Consider the following 18,600-nt stretch of genomic DNA (forward strand, 5'->3'; position numbering starts at 1 on the left):
GCGCCTGCTCGTTAGGCGCCCGTTCGGGGAAGGCGCCGGGACCCGGCGCCCTGGGCGGGGCTATTGAGCGGCCGCAGGCGCGGCTTCCTTTGCAGCAAGCTCGGCAAGCATCTGCTCCTCGGTCTTCATGATGCCGAAATCGAGCAGCATGTCTTCCAGCTCTTCCATGGTGATGGGAGTCGGGACGGTGCCTTGGCCGCCATTGGCATGGATTTTCTCGGCAAGGGCGCGGTATTCCCCGGCCTGCCTGGAGTCCGGCGCATATTGGATCACTGTCATCTTGCGCAGTTCGGCGTGCTGGACGATGTTGTCGCGCGGCACGAAGTGGATGAGCTTGGAATTCAGCTTTTTTGCGAGAGCCTCGGCTAAATCCAGTTCCCGGTCGGTCTGGCGCTCGTTGCAGATCAGGCCGCCGAGACGCACGCCGCCCGAATGGGCATATTTCAAAATACCCTTGGCGATATTGTTGGCAGCGTAGAGTGCCATCATCTCGCCGGACATGACGATGTAGATTTCCTGTGCCTTGTTCTCGCGGATAGGCATTGCGAAGCCGCCACAGACAACGTCGCCAAGCACGTCGTACGAGACGTAGTCCACGTCTTCGTAGGCGCCGTTCTCCTCAAGGAAATTGATGGAGGTGATGACACCGCGGCCCGCGCAACCGACGCCCGGCTCAGGACCACCGGACTCGACGCACTTGATGTCCTTGTAGCCGATCTTCAGCACGTCCTGGAGCTCGAGATCTTCGACGGACCCTTCCTCTGCCGCGAGGTGCAGCACGGTATCTTGCGCCTTCGCGTTCAGGATGAGACGGGTGGAGTCAGCCTTAGGGTCGCAGCCTACGATGAGAATCCTCTGCCCGAGGTCGACCAGGGCAGCGAGCGTGTTTTGGGAGGTGGTAGACTTCCCGATGCCCCCCTTTCCGTAGAATGCGATCTGACGCAAAGCCGACATGTAGTTTCCTTCCTTCGTTTTCATCAATCTGGGTCAATACACGCATGACCGGTCGGCAGGTCATGCCGCTCTCCCAGGAAAAGGATCAAAACTCGTGCCAACCTGCCTGGATCGACCTGAAGAAAAAACTTCGTGTTGGTTTTCAGCTATCTAGCTCATGGATGGACCGGCTGATTGGTCAAACACCCATGTTGCGGATCCGACAAAGCCTACAAAAGTGTCGATTGCTCCATGTCGATAATGACTCAGAGCGACAGCGGCCAATCCCAATCGGCAACTCGTTGAAATGGCCTCGGGTATGAGGGGATCCGTACAGCTGAAAAACGACTGCATCCACCCAATCCGTCAGTGGCCGGCGCGGGAGGCCGTATCGGCCCAGCTCTGACGCCGGCCTCACAGCAGGATTATCGGCGGCATGGACGCTAGCCTTTCAGCCAGCTGTCATCCTGATGTCGCGGCCGGCACTGAAGCCGCGCGGCTTGTGACGCAGCAAATCTCGCACTCAGCGCCCGCCAACCGATCGCGGTCAGAACAAGCAGATGAACTCGTGGTCGGGTATCAGATCAGTCTTCGGTGGAATCGGTGGTGGTATGCTGGCTGGCACCGCTTGATGCCGTGGCCCATAACGGAGCTGATGATCGACTAAACACACAACCATTTCGCTGTGACAAACAAACCCAGAAAGCCAATCGCCGTCGCTGCCAGCAGAATGATCCTATTCATTTCTGTCTCCGTCGATTTTTTGGGAACAGCGACGTGTGTCAAAGCCAGCCATGCGGGCTGTTTGAGCCGCAGGTAGCCGGCAGACCGCGTTGACGATGATACGGACCGCTGCTGACCATACGGGTCGGTCCAGGCGGACCGAAGCAGATGCTAGATGAGCTCTGCCGCCGCAGGATAGCGCCAGCATCGCCATTTCCCAGCTGATCAGTATGGTCTACGGCAATGTCTCATTGCCGTAGACCGCTCAAGAGCGAGGATCGGTGCACCTTGCCCAGCAAGCGGAGGCGTTTTTCGCCGGCACCAAGGTCATTGTTCAATCGGTGCTGCCATCATGGCTGCTAATGGCTTGGTGGCGTGACCGTTACCGGAGCCGATTGATCGACCACGGAGACAAACGATCTCGCCGTCACAAGCAAACCCAGCAAGGCAATCGCGGTGGCTGCCAGCAGAATGGACCTCTTCATCTCTCTCTCCGTCGATCATAGGAATTGTATCAAACCGCCCTGTCGGCTTTAGGCCGCCGGTGGCGGGCGGCCCGATTTGGCGACCATAGGGACCGCTGCTGACGATATCCTGACGGAGCGGCCATCATGGGCAGGCGGACCGGAGCAGATGCTCACGATCTCGGCCGCTGGACGGAGGGCGCCGAGACATCGCCAATCCCGACTGATCAGCACGGCCAACACCAAGATCTCATTCTGTGGTGAGATCGCTTACACGCTCAAAAGCGAGGATCAGTACACTTCCCCAGCCGTAGGAAGCAGAGCAGTCTCTTGCCGACCCCAGGATTATCGGTCGCATCGGAAGAGGCGTCTTGGCCCTTGTCGCTTGGTGCCGCTGGCACCGTGGGTTCGGCCGGTGCCGTTGGTGCTGTTGGTCCCGTCAGTGCCGTCAGTGCCGTCAGTGCATTAGCCGAATGGTTGGTGACTTCGGATGCAAACGATTTCGCCGTCACAGACAAAGCGAGCAAGCCAATCGCGATGCCGGCCAGCAGGGAGGACCTCTTCATTTCTGACTCCGTAATCCATTTGGGATGAAAGCCACCCTGCCGGCTCGACTCGCAGGCGGATCGCTACGGGGCAGATAGAGACCGTTGCTGACGACAACCTGACGAAGCGGCGTCATCAGGCAAAGCTTGGGACTGGTTCCAAAAGGGGCGTCCCGATCAAACCGCGGCCTATGCGAGGTGGCAACACGACAAGCGTCTGGATCTTCGATGCCGAACAGCGCCGCGCCGATGCAATGTGATTCAATTCAGGCCGTTACGACCTTGACCAAGCGACTTGTTGATTGCCGGGATGATTTTGTCTCCCCAGAGTTCGAGTTGACGCAGCATCGTTTTGTGGTCGAAATCTCCCAATTGGGTCTGAATCGCGATCTGGTCCGGTTTCAGGACATCTAGCTCCTCCAGCAGGCGATCGATCACGCGATTCACGCTGCCAATCGGCAAGTTTTCGCGCATGGTCTCGAAGGACAGATCCTGCTGAGTCGGTGTTTCCTGCAGCAGGTAACCGTCCTGGCTCTGCTGACGGCGTTGATGCAGGGCTTCAGACAGCCGGCGCTGGAAGCGGGCATTGTCGAGATAGCTGTTGATCTCGGCGGCGTTGTCGCTGGCATAGCAGCAGCGCAGCAGCGATATCCTGGCTTGCGCGGCATTCTTTGCCTCGGAAGCTGCCGCCTTCTCGATGCTTTCGCGAAGCATGCGCAGGGTCTCCAGGCCGTTGTGCAGAGCTGTGACAAAGAGGTTGTGTCCTTCACGATACGCCCGGCCCATGCTGCGCGCGGATCCGGCGGCGATCCAGATCGGCGGGGTCGGCTTCTGAAGGCTGCGTACCGAGATCGCCGTCGGCGGCATCTTCTCGTACCGGCCATGGTGCTCGAAGATCTTCTGGTTGAGGCCCTTGAGAAGAATGTCCAGATATTCAGAAAATACAGCCGGCGCCTCGTCGACGTCGATGCCGAAACGCTCGAATTCGAACTGCTGGTACCCCGAGCCGAGTCCAAGTTCGAGGCGGCCGTTCGAAACGACGTCGGCGAAGCCAATCTCGGAGAGCAGGCGCTGTGGCTGATAGAGCGGTAGAACGCAAACGCCAGTGCCGAGCCGAATGGTGTTCGTCACGCCGGCACAGTGCGCCACCATCATCAAGGGCGACGGAACCAGGCTGTAATTGTTGAAGTGGTGCTCGGCGAACCAGGCGGTGTTGAATTGCGCTTGCTCCGAAAGCACCGCCTGTTCGATGGAGTTGCGGATCACACTGTCGGACGATTGATGATAGCCGCGTTGAGCGGCCAGGATGAATGTCGCGAATTCCATGCTGGTTCCTTGTTTCACGGGATCGCCTTGGCCGCGGTGTCGATCTCGTCTTGGCGTGGCGCAGTCCACCACATTGCGGTCAGCCGCTTCCGGTTCGGAGATCACAGCCGCGCGCGGGAACGTTGGAACTCATGCCGCCCCCCCGCGGGCCACGCTTCGGTGCAGCAGCCGCAGCCCGCCGGCTGGCTCGACGAATCATTCCACGATGTCGGTTGGCTCCTGATCGGATTCGCTGGCGAACCCTGCATCGCCGAACGCATTGCAGCCCCCGTCGACGTACAGGGTTGAGCCGTTGACGTATGAAGCATCCGGCGAAGCCAGAAAGAACGCTGCGTCCGCGACCTCTTCCGGCTGTCCCATCCTGCCCATTGGGATGCGCCAGCTGATCGCTTTCGGGTCGATGGTGCCGAGCTTCGCCAACTGAGTGGTGCCAAGCGAGCGGATGTAGCCAGAAGCGACGGCGGCCGTCCGAATGCCGCCCGGCCCGAGTTCGGCCGCCAGGCACCGGGTCAGGATTTCCAACCCCGCCTTGGATGCGCCATGGACATGGCGCGGGGCCAAGGGCAGAAAGGTGCTGGTCGCTCCGATATTAAGGATCATGCCTCCAGGGCGCATCATCTTGATCGCCTCACGCGCGCAAGTGAAGGCGCCGGTCAGAGTGGCATCAAGCACGTGTTCGGTCTGCGCCGGCATTTGCTCGATCGCCGCCGAATCGGCGACAGCAGCACTGTTGACGAGGACCTCAAAGTGGCGGAAGCGCGCCCTTAATTCCTCAAACAGCGCCACCACCTCGCGCTCGACGGCCACGTTCACGGTAAGCGCCACATGCTTGCCGCCGAGCGATCGAGCGAGTTCCGTCGCGGCACTGCCATCTTTGTCGGCAATCACGACGGTGTCGCCGTTCGCGGCAAAGCGGCGAACGACGGCCGCGCCTATGCCGGTTGCCCCGCCCGTGACAAGCACGATTCGCGCGCCGGCGTGCTCGGCCGGACGGGAGAGTTCGGCTCCTGGCGTCGCATCCACCGGCGGATGTGCATCGCCCGGCTGGTTGAAGGAGGTCCAACCACCGTCAACCGTCAGCACCGAACCGGTGATGTAACTCGCTTGCGGGCTGGCCAGAAACCGTACGGCCCGGGCGATCTCGTCGGGACGCCCTATCCGCCCCATCGGCACGCGGCGGCGCACCGCCGCCAGGTCCGCTTTGCCGGCGCGTTCAAGGGCCGCGGTCATCGAAGTGCGCACATAGCCCGGCGCTAACGCCGTCACGCGAATGCCGCGCGACGCCCATTCGCACGCCAAAGACTTCGTGAAAGAGATCAGGCCCGCCTTCGACGCAGCGTAGGCATTTCGCTTCGGATTGCTGACCAGGCCCGATATCGAGGCGACGTTGACGATGACGGCGCCCGGCTGCATCCGCTTCGCTGCTTCGCGGGCCATGACAAAGGGCCCGATCAGGTTTACTGCCAGGGTGCGTCGGAAGGACTCGATACTGGTCTCGACAGTCGCATCGACAATGGGCCCAATAGCGGCGTTGTTGACGAGCACACTGATCTGCCCGAACTGTGCTTCGACCCGGCGGTAAAGCGCAAGAATGTCCTCCTCTTTCGAGACATCGAACTCGAGCCCGAGATGCGGGCGCCCGAGACCGCGGGCCAGTTCGAGCACCCCACTGTCGGGAAGATCCACTGCAACGACGACGTCTCCGTCCGCGGCGAGAGTCTTGGCCAGGACACCGCCGATGCCGTCTGCAGCACCTGTAATGATCACGATGCGTCGTGCCAGCCGGTTCCTGAGAACTTGTCTCCCACCAGGGTCACCGATCTCGACCCGGCGCCAGCCGGCGGAAAGATCCGTCTCGCCACAGTTGCTCGTCTTGGGGACGGTCCATTTCCGTCCGAACTGGGCCTGGTCCGCTCTGGACTTCTTCGCGGCGGACAGGCCGTCGCCAAAAGAGTGCGAGGGGACTGCAGCATAGTCATGGCCCTTCGCCTCCGCTGCGGGCATGCCCAGGGCGTAGACCGGATCGTCTGGATGCGGTGCTCCGATCGGCCGCCGGGGCCAGAACAGCTCTGGCTCGAAGCCCGTCGGCGGCATCTGCTCCTGCAACCAATCGTAGACCACCGTCCGTTCGGCAATCCGCCACGCCCCTTTCCTCTTCTGAAATAGATCGCAATAGCGGCCGCAGAGGAGCTCCTGGCGTATATCGCCGGCCCTGTCGGGTCCGCGTTGCAGCGCGGTGAAATAGCTCTCGACTGCGGCGTTAGCCGGGCTGATGAAATCGATCAGGATGTTCGTGACCTGATGGATGTAGCGCGGCTGGGCCTTGAAGACATCCAGCGCATACTGGATGAAGCCCTCGGCCGAGCCGGAATAGGCACCGTGATTGTCATGCGCATCAGGCCAGTACGCGCTGCGCAGTGCCGCCTCGTCGGCGCGGTCTATTCCGCGGCAGTACCGATAGAGGCAGTCGCGGATGGCCTCCCGGTCGAGCAGTTCGATAAGTTTTGCATGGCCCATCGCTTTGTCCCAGGTTCTGAGATTGGAAGAGGCGTTTTCGCGCATTCATTTGCGCGGCAACGGTTCGTGTTGTTCGGCGCTTGACGGGGCGGTAGAGGCACCTCGCCCCGCTGTTTGCGTTCTGGGAGTTCGCTGGATGCGGCCACGCCGCGAGAATCTCAGTGACAAAGCGGGTCACTCGTTCAAGCAGCGGCCGTCCGATCGATTCCCAATGCACGTTCAGGGCAGGACCGTGCGCCTCGTGCCGCCTTCGGTTCGTCTGTAACCGCGACCTTGATGTCACCGGGCAGGATGTAGCCCTCGTCATCGAGCGTGAAGATGTCCGGTGCTTGCGCCCAGCATCGCGCGTGACCCTGACATTTGGCCTTGTCGACGATGATGCGCATGGCGCTAGCTCCTCATCTGTCCCTCGGCTCGGGACGGCGTTGGCGAGGACCAGTCCAGGATAAGATTTTCGATCCCGAACACATGGCCGCCATGGGTGATGGGCGCGGTCCCTCCCTTGATCCGGAACGCCGGTATGCGCGCCAGCCACTCCTCCAGGCCGATGACAATTTCGCGCCGGGCAAGATGTGAGCCAAGGCAGCGGTGGGGGCCATGGGCAAAGGTGGTGTGGCGATTCTCCTCACGTGCGAGATCGACCGTGTTGGGGCGTTCGAATTCCGCCGGATCACGATTGGCAATCATCGTGGCGCAAGAAATATAGTCCCCCTTCCGTATGGGCGCGCCTTCGAAATCGATGTCTCTTGTTGCCACACGGATCATCTGCACGGTCGGATAGGCACGGAGCAATTCTTCGGCCGCGAGCACAATACGGTTCGGTTTGCTCCGCAGCCATTCCTGGTCCTTTGGGTTGCGTGCGAGGTAGGCCAAGTCAAAGCCGATCGCTGCTGCAACTGTATCGAGACCTGCGACGAACAGGAGCACGCCGATGCCACGGACCTCCCCGTCGGTCAGTGGGCGACCTTCGACATGTGCCTGCACGACGAAACTCATGAAATCATCGGCGGGTCGCTTGCGGCGCAAAGCTGCAAGTTCGTCGATGAAGTCGACAATCCGCTGGGCCGCGGTCAGTCTTTGGACAGCATTGCCATGGAGCAGATCCTTCCCCCAGCCGACAAATGTCTCAAGCCGGTGGTCGGTTAGCCCCAGAAAGCGCAGAAAGATGTTGACCGCGAAAGGGAAGGCGAAATCCCTCATCACATCGCAGCTTGTGCCCGATGCGACGATCCTGTCGATTAGTGCTATCGCCCTTTCCCGAACGGCCGGTTCCAGCGCGGTTACACGCTGGGGCGAAAAGAATGGATTGAGAAGTGATCGAAAGATGCCATGCGCCGGCGGGTCGAGTTCGAGTGGGATCATCGGCCAGTTTTCGCCGAGCGCGGAGGCGAAGATGCTGCGGTGGCTGGAAAAGGTTTCGGTGTCTTGCAGCACTCGGCGCTGATCTCTGGCGCGCGTGATGACCCAGGTACCCCGGCCATCGCGCGTGTTGTGGGGGGCATAAAAGATCGGCGGCCCGCCATGGACGCAGGCCACAGCGGCGTGGGGATCTCCGTTGGCCGTGGGCCGCATCCCTGGCGACGTGAACAGGCTGAAGTCCCTCACCATCTCGGACGGGACATGATCTGGAACCCAATGGTTCGCAACCTGGTTTTTCCTCACCTTGGGCCTCCTTTGGGCGACATGGGCTGGGCCCCACTCGAGCGCGGTGTCACAAAAGGAGATGTGATGAACATCGCCTCCCAGCAATGCCGCCGGATCAAGCGCTGGCGTGCCTCGTACCGCGGACGAAGGCGGTTTTAATTCAGATCGATGTCGTCCTGCTCCGTGCCAGGCAGCTTTCGTCTTCTTCCGAGCCAAAGCAGCTTTCGAAATCACAGCATTGGCCGCAACTGGGCGCGGCACATAGTGAAAAACCTTCAGCCTCGCACAGCATGCGGTACAGGTACTTCTTCCATTTCATATTTCTGCTGTTGCCGGCTGCGAGTGTCGGGAAATGCGTGGCGAGCAAGCGGCTGAGTTCGGCCCGATTGAAAAGGCCAAGATCCTGCCAGAGATGGTCATCGCGCATGGCGCGCCGGGCGATGATTTTGGCAAACCGGGCGCTCGCCGGGTCTCCCGGCCGGGCCTGCGCCAGCAAAAGATCGCGCAGCAGCTGTTCCTCCATCGCCGGCTCGACGTCGGTCGCCGCTTCCAAGGCGAATGCGCTGACAGGGACGTCTGGAAACCGGTCCGTCAGGACATCGCGCAGATCGGCACGCTTAAGGCCAGTAGCCTGCGTCGCGGTCGCCTCGCCCCGATCGATCTCCTGGAGCGCCCTTGCGAGAACACAGGCAAGCACATGCTCGTCGAAGCTTACCGCCGGATCGATAAAAGGCCATTGGCCGATGCCGCGCGACTGTGCGTGTGGAAGCCGATCTGGACAACTGGGATTTGGAGCTGAGCGGCTGATGCCGGTTTTCCAAATAGTGCCTTCCTGAGGCTGACCTGACATTTGGCTTCCTTGCTTCGTTGCCGCGATCGCGACGTCAACCGCGACTTGAAACGCGCCGGCAGCGTCCCACCGCTCCTGGTGAGCAGATTCAAATGCCGTGCCAACTGCGCCTCCAAACGTCACAACAGTAACCGGAGAGCGCATTGGCGCGCTTTCAGGTGGGGAGCGCAGCAAAAGTGCGGATGACACGAGCGTCACTAGCTCGACAAACCCGACACCGGGTGTCTGTTTCGCAACCTCAGCAATGGCTCACCGGATGCTCCGCAACGGCAGCGGAATTGTCCGAGCCAGGCCCGCTCGTCTCAATGTCCGGTGTCCGACATTCTACATAGCGTGCTGGAACCGGCCCTTGTTCGGAAACGATTTCTCCCTTGGCACGATACATGCGTGGGATCCGCGAACGCTTCGCGGACGCAGGAGATGAGCCTTGTTGCAAAGGGAATGGCAATGTCGATGCGGCTTCAATTCTACGCATCAGCATATGCCGCTCCCTTTAGCGAGCGCGTGGCGCGCCGACGACGCTATTGACCGCGAGGCAACACAATTCCGGTGCGTCCAGCTGATAGCGGACGTTTGCGGCCGTTCGAGAGCCGCCCGGACCGTCCATCTCGAGTATGACGGCCATGCTGGTCGATACACCGGTGCTTTCGATGAAGCTTCCTGCGTTCGCCGCGTCAAACCTGATGACGTGATCGCACCGGCACTTCTTGCTCGAGGACAGGCCGTACGTCGTCGATATCCTTTCCAGCGGCATGGCCGCAGAAGGCGTGCCAGAGAGCCCAGGTCAGTCAAATCGTTGTCTCGGAAGCCCGAGGCCAGAAACCGGCACGTTCCCGAACACACGGGAGCGCACCGACACCTCGTCCCGGTTGATGACCGGCGTTGCGTCGGCCCAACAGAGAAGCACCGCGCCAGTTTCCCTTTTACAGGAGCAACCTTGATGACCGTGAACAAGAAGATACCCCTGGTTACCTTTCGCACGCGCATTCGCGACGAATCTGTCGGTGGGCCAAATCCATACCGTTGGGATGACAAAACATCCGTCGACTATTTCGGAGGCAAGCGCGTCGTCCTGTTCTCGCTGCCCGGGGCCTTCACGCCGACTTGCTCGACTTACCAGGTGCCAGATTTTGAAGAGCTCTATGGCGAGTTCCAGAGAGAGGGCGTCGAGGCGATCTACTGTGTCGCGGTCAACGACGCCTACGTCATGAATGCCTGGGGCAAGGCGTTGGGCGTGGAAAAGCTTCAGCTCCTTCCGGATGGCTCGGGTGAGTTCACGCGCAAGATGGGCATGCTGGTTGCCAAGGACAATGTCGGTTTTGGTATGCGCTCCTGGCGTTACGCGGCCGTCGTCGACGATGGTGTGGTGGAGCAGTGGTTCGAGGAGGAAGGTTTTTCCGACAACTGCGAGACCGATCCTTATGGGGTCTCGTCGCCGCAGAACATTCTTGAAACCCTGAGGGATCGTAAAACCACGGCCGCTGTATGGCCAAGTGGAGTCAACGTTTCACATCGCCCCTCGCGCACAGCCTAGGTGCATTGGCCGTAGTCATGAAGCCCTCAGCAAGCCTGTTTCAGAGCCAGAAGCAATCCCTGGTTATGACACCTCAACTCATTGAGTCGATTCGCTTGCTGCAACTGGCGCACACGGAACTGCGTCAGTTCGTGGAGCAGGAAGTCGAGAAGAACCCTCTTTTGGAACTGACGTCAAACGACAGTGAGGGTGACGCATCACCTTCGGGGGAGGATCTTCCGAACGTCGAACGCGCAAGCCAGGACGATAGGTCTGTCGGGGCCGAGCCTTCGGAGCGGCTCAGGCAGCAGAAATCAACACGCGACCCCCCCGCTGTCGCGCCCGGCGAGCCAAGGCCAGAGGTGTTTGTCGCCATTCCTGAAACACTGCACGAACACGTCGCTGGTCAAATCGCCCTCACTGCGTTTAACCCCCAAGAGCGGATGATTGCCGGCGCGCTTGCCAGCCATCTGGACGACGCCGGATATGTTCAGGTGGATCTTTTGGGGCTGGCGGGCATCCTGAATGTCCCCGAGGCTGTTGTGGAGCGGGTTCTGGCAATCTTGCAGCTTTTTGACCCACCGGGGATATTTGCGCGAACGCTTGCCGAGTGCCTTGAAATACAGTTGCGTCAGCAGGACCGGTTCGACCCGGCAATGGCAGCTTTGGTTGCCAATCTCGAGATGGTTGCCGAACGCGACTTCAAGGCATTGAAGCGGCGTTGCGGGGTCGATGAAGAGGACTTTGTCGACATGCTGCACGAACTGCGTGCGCTTGATCCCAAGCCTGGCAACCGATTCCAATCAGGGGGGCCGGAAACCATCGTGCCCGACGTCTGGGTCCTGCCCTCGCGCGAAGGTGGATGGACTGTCGAACTTGATCCGGACACGCTGCCGAGGGTGCTGATCAACCAAAGCTATTTCGTGGAAGTCTCGCGGCTTACAGCCCAAAATGAAAAGGATCAGATATTTCTAAACGAATGCATGGAAAACGCGAATTGGCTCGTCCGCAGCCTCGATCAGCGCGCCAAAACAATCCTTAAGGTGGCTGCGGAGATCGTGCACCAGCAGGATGCCTTTTTGAGACATGGCGTGGCTCATCTGCGGCCTCTCAATCTCAGAAACGTTGCCGAGGCGATCAATATGCATGAGTCGACCGTGAGCCGGGTCACGTCGAACAAGTATATGCTCACGCCGCGTGGCGTGTTCGAACTGAAGTATTTTTTCACCGTTGCGATTGGCTCTTGCGAGGGTGGCGGTGCCCACTCCGCTGAAGCCGTTCGCCATCAAATCAAGGCGCTGATCGCCGCGGAAGATGCGGTGCTTTCCGATGAGGATATTGCCGTCCGGCTCAGGGAAAACGGCATCGACCTTGCTCGCCGCACTGTCATGAAATACCGGGAAGCGATGAACATACCCTCCTCAGTGCAACGGCGCCGAGAGAAGCGCGGTTGGCCTCCCCCGACGAAAGATTCTTGATCCAAGTCTACGGTGCTCTTGGTTCGTCAGAGTTGGGCGTGGTAGTTTTCTGGGCCATAACGCGCAGCCTTGGCGCGCGATCGTCCGCCGAGTGCTGGACCCAGTCCTTGGCAACGGTGTGAACAGCTGCCTTCCAGATATCAAGTCTGGCGCCGGCCCTGCGGGGTAAGATCAAGTTGGTCCTCGGGAATGTCGTCGAACGAGGCATAATTGAGCTTGTAGAGCTTGGCGTACAGGCCATCCCTGGCCATCAGCTGATCGTGTTTGCCGGTTTCGACCACTTCTCCGCTCTGTAGAACGATGATGCGGTCGGCTCGACGGATGGTGGCAAGACGGTGGGCAATCACCAGGCCAGTTCGGCCTGCTAGAAGCCTTGTCAGAGCCCTCTGGATCAGCATTTCCGTGTAGCTGTCGATATTGGCGGTTGCCTCGTCAAGGACGAGGATCTTGGCGTCGGCCACGAGCGCGCGCGCGAAGCTGATGAGCTGGCGCTGACCGAGCGAGAGATTGCCACCGCGCTCACCGATCACGGCGTTGTAACCGCCGGCCAGGCTCACAATGAAGTTGTCGGCGCCGACGGCTTTGGCGGCTTCGATCACCTCGTCGCCAGTCGCGTCCGTTCTATGGTAGCGGATGTTGTCGAAAACGGTCCCGGTGAAGAGGAACGGCTCCTGCAGAACCATAGCGACCTGCCGCCCAAGCGATTCCTGCGTTACATCGCGCACATCATGTCCGCCGACCAGCACTTGGCCTTGCTGGACATCATAGAAGCGGTGAACGAGCGCCATGGCGCTCGATTTGCCCGAACCGGTTGGACCAACCAAAGCGACCGTCTCACCCGGGTTGACATTTAAGGAAACGTTTTTCAGAACCGGATGCTTGGGATCGTAGCCGAAAGTGACATTCCTGAATTCGACGGATCCGTCCATCTGCGGCCAAAGCGACTTGGCGTCCGGCTTGTCTTGAATTTCGATGTGCACGTCGAGCACCTCTGTCAGCCGTTTGCCCGACGCCATCGCGCGCTGCATGACAGAATACTGCAGCGTGAGCGAGCGGATCGGGTCGAAGAAGCGCTGGACATAGAACAAGAACGCTATCGTCACCCCTACATCGTTGCGGCCGTTCACGACCTGTGAACCGCCAACCACAATGACGGCCATGGCAAGACCCGTGAGGGTATCGACAATCGGCACCATGACCTGGGCATATTTGGCAGCGGTCAGTTGCGTCTTGAGATTGGCATGGGCCTTGTCGTCATAGAGGAGGAAATTGACCTGCTGCCGATCCATGGATTGGACTGCCCGAACGGCATGAATGGCCTCGGCCAGCGCCCCATTGGCGGCCGAATTGGTTTCGGTGGCGGCCATGAAGGCCTTGCGGGCGCTCGGCAGCCAGAAGATGCGAATGATGAAGAGGACTGGCAATACCGAAAGCGTAAGGAGCGCCAACGAAGAGTCCAGCCACAGCATGACGACGATGATGCCGAAAAGCAGAGCGATGTCGCCCACCGAAAGCACCGACGTCTGGAGAAATTCCTGGATTGCGCCGATATCGCCCTGGAGGCGCGACATCAGGCGCCCGACCTCGGTCTTGTCCATGAAGGAAAGCGAAACCCTCTGCAGATGACCGAACATGGCGCGGCGAATGTCGAAGAGCACGAGCTCGACCATTTTGCCGATCGCGCTCTCCTGCACGCAACTGGCAACGCAATTGACCAAAATTGCGAGAAAAAAGACGCCGGTGGCCACAAGCAGCGCAGAGCCATCGTTGCTTCCAGGCGTGATGGCGTGCTCGATCGCGTAGCGGATGATCAGCGGGATGAGAAGCTGCACGCCGGCACAGATCAGTACCCCGGTAACCGCTATAACAAGCTGGATCCGGTAAGGCTCGATGAATGCCCAGATCCGCCGGACGATGTTCTTGTCAAAAGCCTGACCGAATAACTCGTCCTCGGTTCGGGGCGAGCCGACGACAGCGCGCGGCGGCCGCGTGCCGTCGTCGCGGACAGCATTGCCTTCGCTGTCGCCGTCGACATTCTGGACCATCAGTTCGCTCCGTCGACTTCGCCAGGCCGAGCCTGGAGGTCATGTAGCGCCTGATAGCGCCCTCCCCTGGCCAGAAGCTCTTCGTGAGTGCCTCGTTCGACGATCTCGCCATTTTCCACGAAAAGGATCTGATCGGCGTGCATGACGGAACTCAGCCGGTGGGCAATGATGATCGTCACGCGATCTTTCGCGAAACGCAGCATGGCTGAGCGAATGCGCCGTTCGGTAGCGGCGTCGATCGCGGCGGTGGAGTCGTCGAAAACAATGACCGGTGGGCGCAACATCGTCGCGCGAGCTATCGTGAGACGCTGGCGCTGGCCGCCCGACAGGGAAACGCCACGTTCGCCAACCACCGTCTTGTAGCCGGCGGGTAAGCTCAGGATATAGTTGTGCAGTTCGGCGGATACGCTTGCCCGCTCGATCCGTGGTTGGTTCGCCCATGGATCTCCATAAGCGATATTGTTCTCGACCGTTGTGGTGAACAGGAACGCATCCTGCTGCACGACCACGACCGCCCGGCGAAGCGAAGAAAGGGTGACGTTGCGGATATCTTGTCCGTCAAGAGTGATGGCGCCAGCGCTGACGTCGTAAAATCGGGGGATCAGGTGAGCCATTGTCGACTTGCCCGAACCGGGGGGGCCGACGATGGCGAGTGTCTCGCCTCTGCGGGCCTCGAAACTGATGTTCCTCAGAATCTGATGATTTCGAGCGCCTGGGTAAGCGAACGAGACATTGTCAAAACGTACAGTGCCCTCGTTGATTTGAAGGGGGCTAGCCTGGGGCGCATCCTTAATTGTGACGTCCAGATCGAGGAAGGCGAAAAGACGGGAACCGCAGGTCGACGCGCGAGCGAAGGCATTGACCATCAATCCGATTTGGCGGACCGGCATTTGCAGGAGGGTCATGAATGTCAGGAAAGTCGCGAGGTTTCCGACGCTGATCTCACCGGCAATGACCTTGGTGCCGCCGATCCAGAGGACAAGGCCCATGGCGAAGAAGAAGGAGAAACTCACCGCCGAAGTGTTGCGCGCGGAGATGTCAACCCGTTCCTGGGCAAGTGCAAGCGCGCTCTTCGAGGCTCGCTCAAATTTCAGCATCTCATAGGCCTGCGCCGAAAAGGCGCGGACAACGCGAATGCCACAGAGATTTTCCTCCATGACGCGGCTCAGAATCGATAGCCGGCCTTGCAGTTCGAGCCAAGTCGCGCGGAGCTTGAGCTGGGTGCGCGATGAGCGCCATCCCACGAGCGGCACAAAGCTTAGCGCCACGAGACCGAGCGCCAGATTGATGGAGAGCAGGCTATAAGCGCCAATACCGATTAGCATGGCCAGCAGGACGGCGCGGACCAGCGCGGTGGAGAAAAACCAGCACACGCCTTCGAGATCGAGCATGCAGATGGTAATCAGGTCGGCTGAATGCCCCTGGTCATGAAAAGAGAAGCTGAGGCGCTGGATCTTTTCGTAACAGGCGAGCCGCAAGTCATAGGCGAAGTGATGAGCGACGGATTCGGCAAAGTAATTCTGTGCCAATGTGAAAAGGCCGCGCAGCACACTGACGGCGAGCAGTAGGAGACCCGAACTCCAAAACGCTTGGTCGGCTGCATCGGCAGAGATGCCGCCGCCGGTCCGGATGAGGTCAACAGCCCGACCGAGCATTGGAGGAATGAGCAATTGCAAGGTTGCAGCCAGGAAAGTCGATCCAATCGCGAATGCAACTTGCCACGGGTGCCGCAAATTCATCCATGTGATGCGCGTGAGGGTGCTCAGGCCTTGGCCCCAACCCGCCGCCTCCACATGCGCGGTCGAATTCCTCGGATTGGTTGCGCCGCCATCGGCATGATTGTTCACGGGCGTAGTTTCCAGATCTGTTTGCCTCAGCTTTGGCGAGCAAGTTGGGCGGCTCACTGGAACAAGCACTTGCTGGAGGACTGTTACCCAAGGTTCGGTTTCCATTTTTGTGATGTTCCCGGCCGTTGGATTTGGGCGGAGTGAGCAAGCCAATGGCTGAGCTCGGCCTGATCGGAAGACGCGAGTCCTTTGCAAGGTTATTGCGACCGCTCGTCGTGGAACGATGTAGCCCGACGGGTCGGTCGGGCGGGGCTTTCAATCGAAATCGACACTCTCCAAAGCGAAGACTGAAAGAACAATGGAGGGAGACTGCGGGGCGGGAGGTCCCGCAGCCGGCACGAAGACCAGCTGGCTTCCATCGTGGTCGGCTCGCCCGTCTCGCGGCAGCAATGTCATCGTCGCCAGTTCGCTACGACCTCGGCGCGCTTGCGCAACCTCTGAGCAGAAGCGGTGTACCGAACTAGCGGCGATGGGTCTCGAGTGACGATCAATTCTTTTTGCCGAAGACCGACAATGGCGGCGAACGTGTTTTGGGAGGCGGCCTATGTAGATGCCGGGTTGCCCATTGAATGGCGATCTGGGGCAGGTCTGACATTTTGCTGTCCTTCCTTTGTTGCGATCTCACGGGGCGACATGAAACGGCCGACTTCCGCCGCTTCGCAACGAGAGTGCTTCAAAAGCCATGCCAGTTGCGGCGGAAGAGCTCAGAGACAGTTGATCGCTGGTTTTCAACGACTTGGAAGGCTCCAGGAACCCAGACCGAACACCCCTCGTGTCGTTGGCTCGACAAAGCCGACAGCTGTGTGTCGCCAAGGAAAGTCCGGAATGGCGCCCTGCCCTCCCGCCCCACCCGGACGCGTGTCGAGCGCTGTGGACATGGGCATGCGACCTGCGCTGCCAAAAACGTCACCTGTTTAGAAGAACAGTCCGCCTCTGGCACGATCCGTGCGTCGGCATCGCCGAACATCGCGCCCTGAGGAGACGTCCCATGATCACGCTTACCGAAAATGCTGTCGCCGCGGTAAGGACCGCGCTTACGCAAGCCGGCGAGCCGGCGGAGGGCCTGCGCATCAAGGTCGAGGGTGGCGGCTGCGCGGGACTGAAGTATCTCATGGGCCTGGAAACCCTCTCGCGGGAGGGCGATGCGGTCATCGAGACAGACGGCGTCAAGGTATTCGTCGACGTAAGCTCGCAGCCCCATGTCGCAGGCATGACGGTCGATTTCGTGACGAGCTTGGAAGGTTCTGGCTTTGTCTTCGATAATCCGAACGCATTGGAGAAATGCGCTTGTGGGAAGTCTTTCGCCTGATTGCCTAAGCGAAGAGGCAGACCATGTGGGCCTATGCGGCACGCAAGACCTCTTCCATCCGAAGACGCCGGCGTTCTGGGGATGGCGAATGTTGTCGGGGAGGCCGGCGCCCCGCGCACAAATGTTGATCTGCGACCATCGCACGGAGGCAGAATTTCGTGACCGAGGGGTCTTGCCTGGACGTGTTTTCGGTCAGCTAAGGAGAGCTTCATGAGGCCGATCTATCTCGACAACAACGCAACGACACGAGTGGATCCTCAAGTCTATGAAGCCATGCGGCCACTCTTCATGGATCAGTTCGGCAACCCTTCGTCGAAGCACGGATTTGGCGCTTCCGCGCGCACGGCCGTCAAAAAGGCGCGTCAGCAGGTGCAGACGCTGATCGGCGCACAATTTGAAGATGAGATCGCCTTCACATCTGGCGGAACGGAAAGCAACAATGCGGCGATCCTCTCGGCGCTTGAAGTAATGCCCCACCGCCCAGAGATCGTGATCTCCGCGGTCGAGCATCCGGCCGTGCTGGCGCTGTGCGCGGACCTTGAGAAGACGCGCGACGTCAAGGTGCACATGGTCCCAGTGGATCGCCATGGCAGGCTCGACATCGACGCCTACAGGGCGGCGTTGAGCCCGGGCGTGGCCATCGTCTCGATCATGTGGGCAAACAACGAGACCGGCACGATTTTTCCCGCGGTCGAGTTGGCTGACCTGGCCAAGGACGTCGGTGCCCTTTTCCACACGGACGCCGTGCAGGCAGTCGGTCGGCTTCCGATAGACCTGAAATCGACAGCAATCGACATGCTGTCGCTCTCCGGACACAAGCTGCATGGCCCCAAGGGCATTGGTGCGCTTTATATCAGGCGCGGCGTGTACTTTCGTCCACTGATCAAGGGGGGTCGCCAGGAGCGCAACCGGCGCGCTGGCACAGAGAATTCGCCTGGCATCGTCGGGCTTGGCAAGGCAGCTGAAATTGCCATGAAATTCATGGATGAGGACGGTAAACGAATAAGGTCTCTCCGCGATCGGTTGGAGTGCGGACTTCTTCAGCGCATTCCAGACGCTTTCGTGACCGGCGATCCCATGGAGCGGCTCTCGAATACGACCAACATCGCCTTCGAGAATGTCGAGGCCGATGGCCTGCTGGTGCTTCTCGATCGCGAGGGGATCGCCTGTTCCTCTGGCTCGGCCTGCACTTGCGGCTCAACGGAGCTCAGCCATGTGCTCACAGCAATGAACATTGCCGGCTGCGCGGCGCAAGGGGCAATCCGCTTCTCCCTGTCGCGCGACAACAGCGGGAAGGACATCGACCGGGTACTCGAGATCGTTCCCGCACTCGTGGAGAAGCTGCGTGATTCCGTCCCGACCTGCAACGTATACGGCGATGGGATTTGAAATCTGAGCCTTGGGGA

General features: G+C 60.0%; 13 protein-coding genes. 4 read left to right on the forward strand and 9 right to left on the reverse strand.

Annotated features, from left to right (window positions below; translation table 11 throughout):
* Positions 1–60: 60 nt before the first annotated feature.
* From nifH to O7B34_RS00165, 7 genes are all read right to left on the reverse strand, one after another.
* Entirely contained in the window at positions 61–954 is an 894-nt protein-coding gene (nifH, locus tag O7B34_RS00130) for a nitrogenase iron protein (protein WP_337145152.1), read from the reverse strand.
* Between the two features lie 1,061 nt (positions 955–2,015).
* Positions 2,016–2,141: a hypothetical protein gene (locus O7B34_RS00135; protein WP_337144452.1), complete on the reverse strand. Its 126-nt coding sequence runs from the start codon at positions 2,139–2,141 to the stop codon at positions 2,016–2,018.
* A gap of 785 nt (positions 2,142–2,926) precedes the next feature.
* Positions 2,927–3,991, reverse strand: a complete 1,065-nt coding sequence (locus tag O7B34_RS00140; RefSeq protein ID WP_337144453.1) for an LLM class flavin-dependent oxidoreductase — start codon at positions 3,989–3,991, stop codon at positions 2,927–2,929.
* A 195-nt stretch (positions 3,992–4,186) separates the two neighbouring features.
* Positions 4,187–6,553, reverse strand: a complete 2,367-nt coding sequence (locus O7B34_RS00145) for an SDR family oxidoreductase (RefSeq protein ID WP_442920922.1) — start codon at positions 6,551–6,553, stop codon at positions 4,187–4,189.
* A 137-nt stretch (positions 6,554–6,690) separates the two neighbouring features.
* Positions 6,691–6,894, reverse strand: coding sequence for a ferredoxin (locus O7B34_RS00155; RefSeq protein WP_337128367.1), 204 nt, complete (start codon positions 6,892–6,894; stop codon positions 6,691–6,693).
* Between the two features lie 4 nt (positions 6,895–6,898).
* Complete coding sequence (locus O7B34_RS00160; RefSeq protein ID WP_337145154.1) at positions 6,899–8,116, reverse strand: cytochrome P450; 1,218 nt, start codon at positions 8,114–8,116, stop codon at positions 6,899–6,901.
* A gap of 196 nt (positions 8,117–8,312) precedes the next feature.
* The gene (locus tag O7B34_RS00165) at positions 8,313–9,002 is read right to left on the reverse strand and encodes a nitrogen fixation protein NifQ (protein ID WP_337145155.1); all 690 of its coding nucleotides are present in this window, start codon (positions 9,000–9,002) and stop codon (positions 8,313–8,315) included.
* 940 nt (positions 9,003–9,942) lie between these two features.
* Here O7B34_RS00165 and O7B34_RS00170 point away from each other — a divergent pair.
* Both O7B34_RS00170 and rpoN read left to right on the forward strand, forming a co-directional pair.
* The gene (locus O7B34_RS00170) at positions 9,943–10,536 is read left to right on the forward strand and encodes a peroxiredoxin (protein WP_337144454.1); all 594 of its coding nucleotides are present in this window, start codon (positions 9,943–9,945) and stop codon (positions 10,534–10,536) included.
* Positions 10,537–10,553: 17 nt separating this feature from the next.
* Positions 10,554–11,993, forward strand: coding sequence for an RNA polymerase factor sigma-54 (gene rpoN, locus O7B34_RS00175; protein WP_337144455.1), 1,440 nt, complete (start codon positions 10,554–10,556; stop codon positions 11,991–11,993).
* A gap of 140 nt (positions 11,994–12,133) precedes the next feature.
* On the opposite strand, the gene O7B34_RS00180 is transcribed toward rpoN, so the two are convergent.
* Together O7B34_RS00180 and O7B34_RS00185 are read right to left on the reverse strand one after the other, a co-directional pair.
* Positions 12,134–14,038, reverse strand: a complete 1,905-nt coding sequence (locus O7B34_RS00180) for an ABC transporter ATP-binding protein (RefSeq protein ID WP_337144456.1) — start codon at positions 14,036–14,038, stop codon at positions 12,134–12,136.
* Positions 14,038–15,885 (reverse strand): ABC transporter ATP-binding protein, encoded by a 1,848-nt coding sequence (locus O7B34_RS00185; RefSeq protein ID WP_442920923.1) that lies wholly within the window; start codon positions 15,883–15,885, stop codon positions 14,038–14,040. Before O7B34_RS00185 ends, O7B34_RS00180 begins: the two co-directional genes overlap by 1 nt.
* Before the next feature lie 988 nt (positions 15,886–16,873).
* Between O7B34_RS00185 and O7B34_RS00190 the strand changes: the two genes are divergently transcribed.
* Entirely contained in the window at positions 16,874–17,194 is a 321-nt protein-coding gene (locus tag O7B34_RS00190; RefSeq protein ID WP_337144457.1) for a HesB/IscA family protein, read from the forward strand.
* A gap of 210 nt (positions 17,195–17,404) precedes the next feature.
* Positions 17,405–18,583, forward strand: coding sequence for a cysteine desulfurase NifS (nifS, locus tag O7B34_RS00195; RefSeq protein ID WP_337144458.1), 1,179 nt, complete (start codon positions 17,405–17,407; stop codon positions 18,581–18,583).
* Positions 18,584–18,600 lie beyond the last annotated feature (17 nt).

Origin of the sequence: Mesorhizobium sp. Cs1299R1N3, from assembly GCF_037179625.1 — a bacterium.
GTDB lineage: Bacteria > Pseudomonadota > Alphaproteobacteria > Rhizobiales > Rhizobiaceae > Mesorhizobium > Mesorhizobium salmacidum.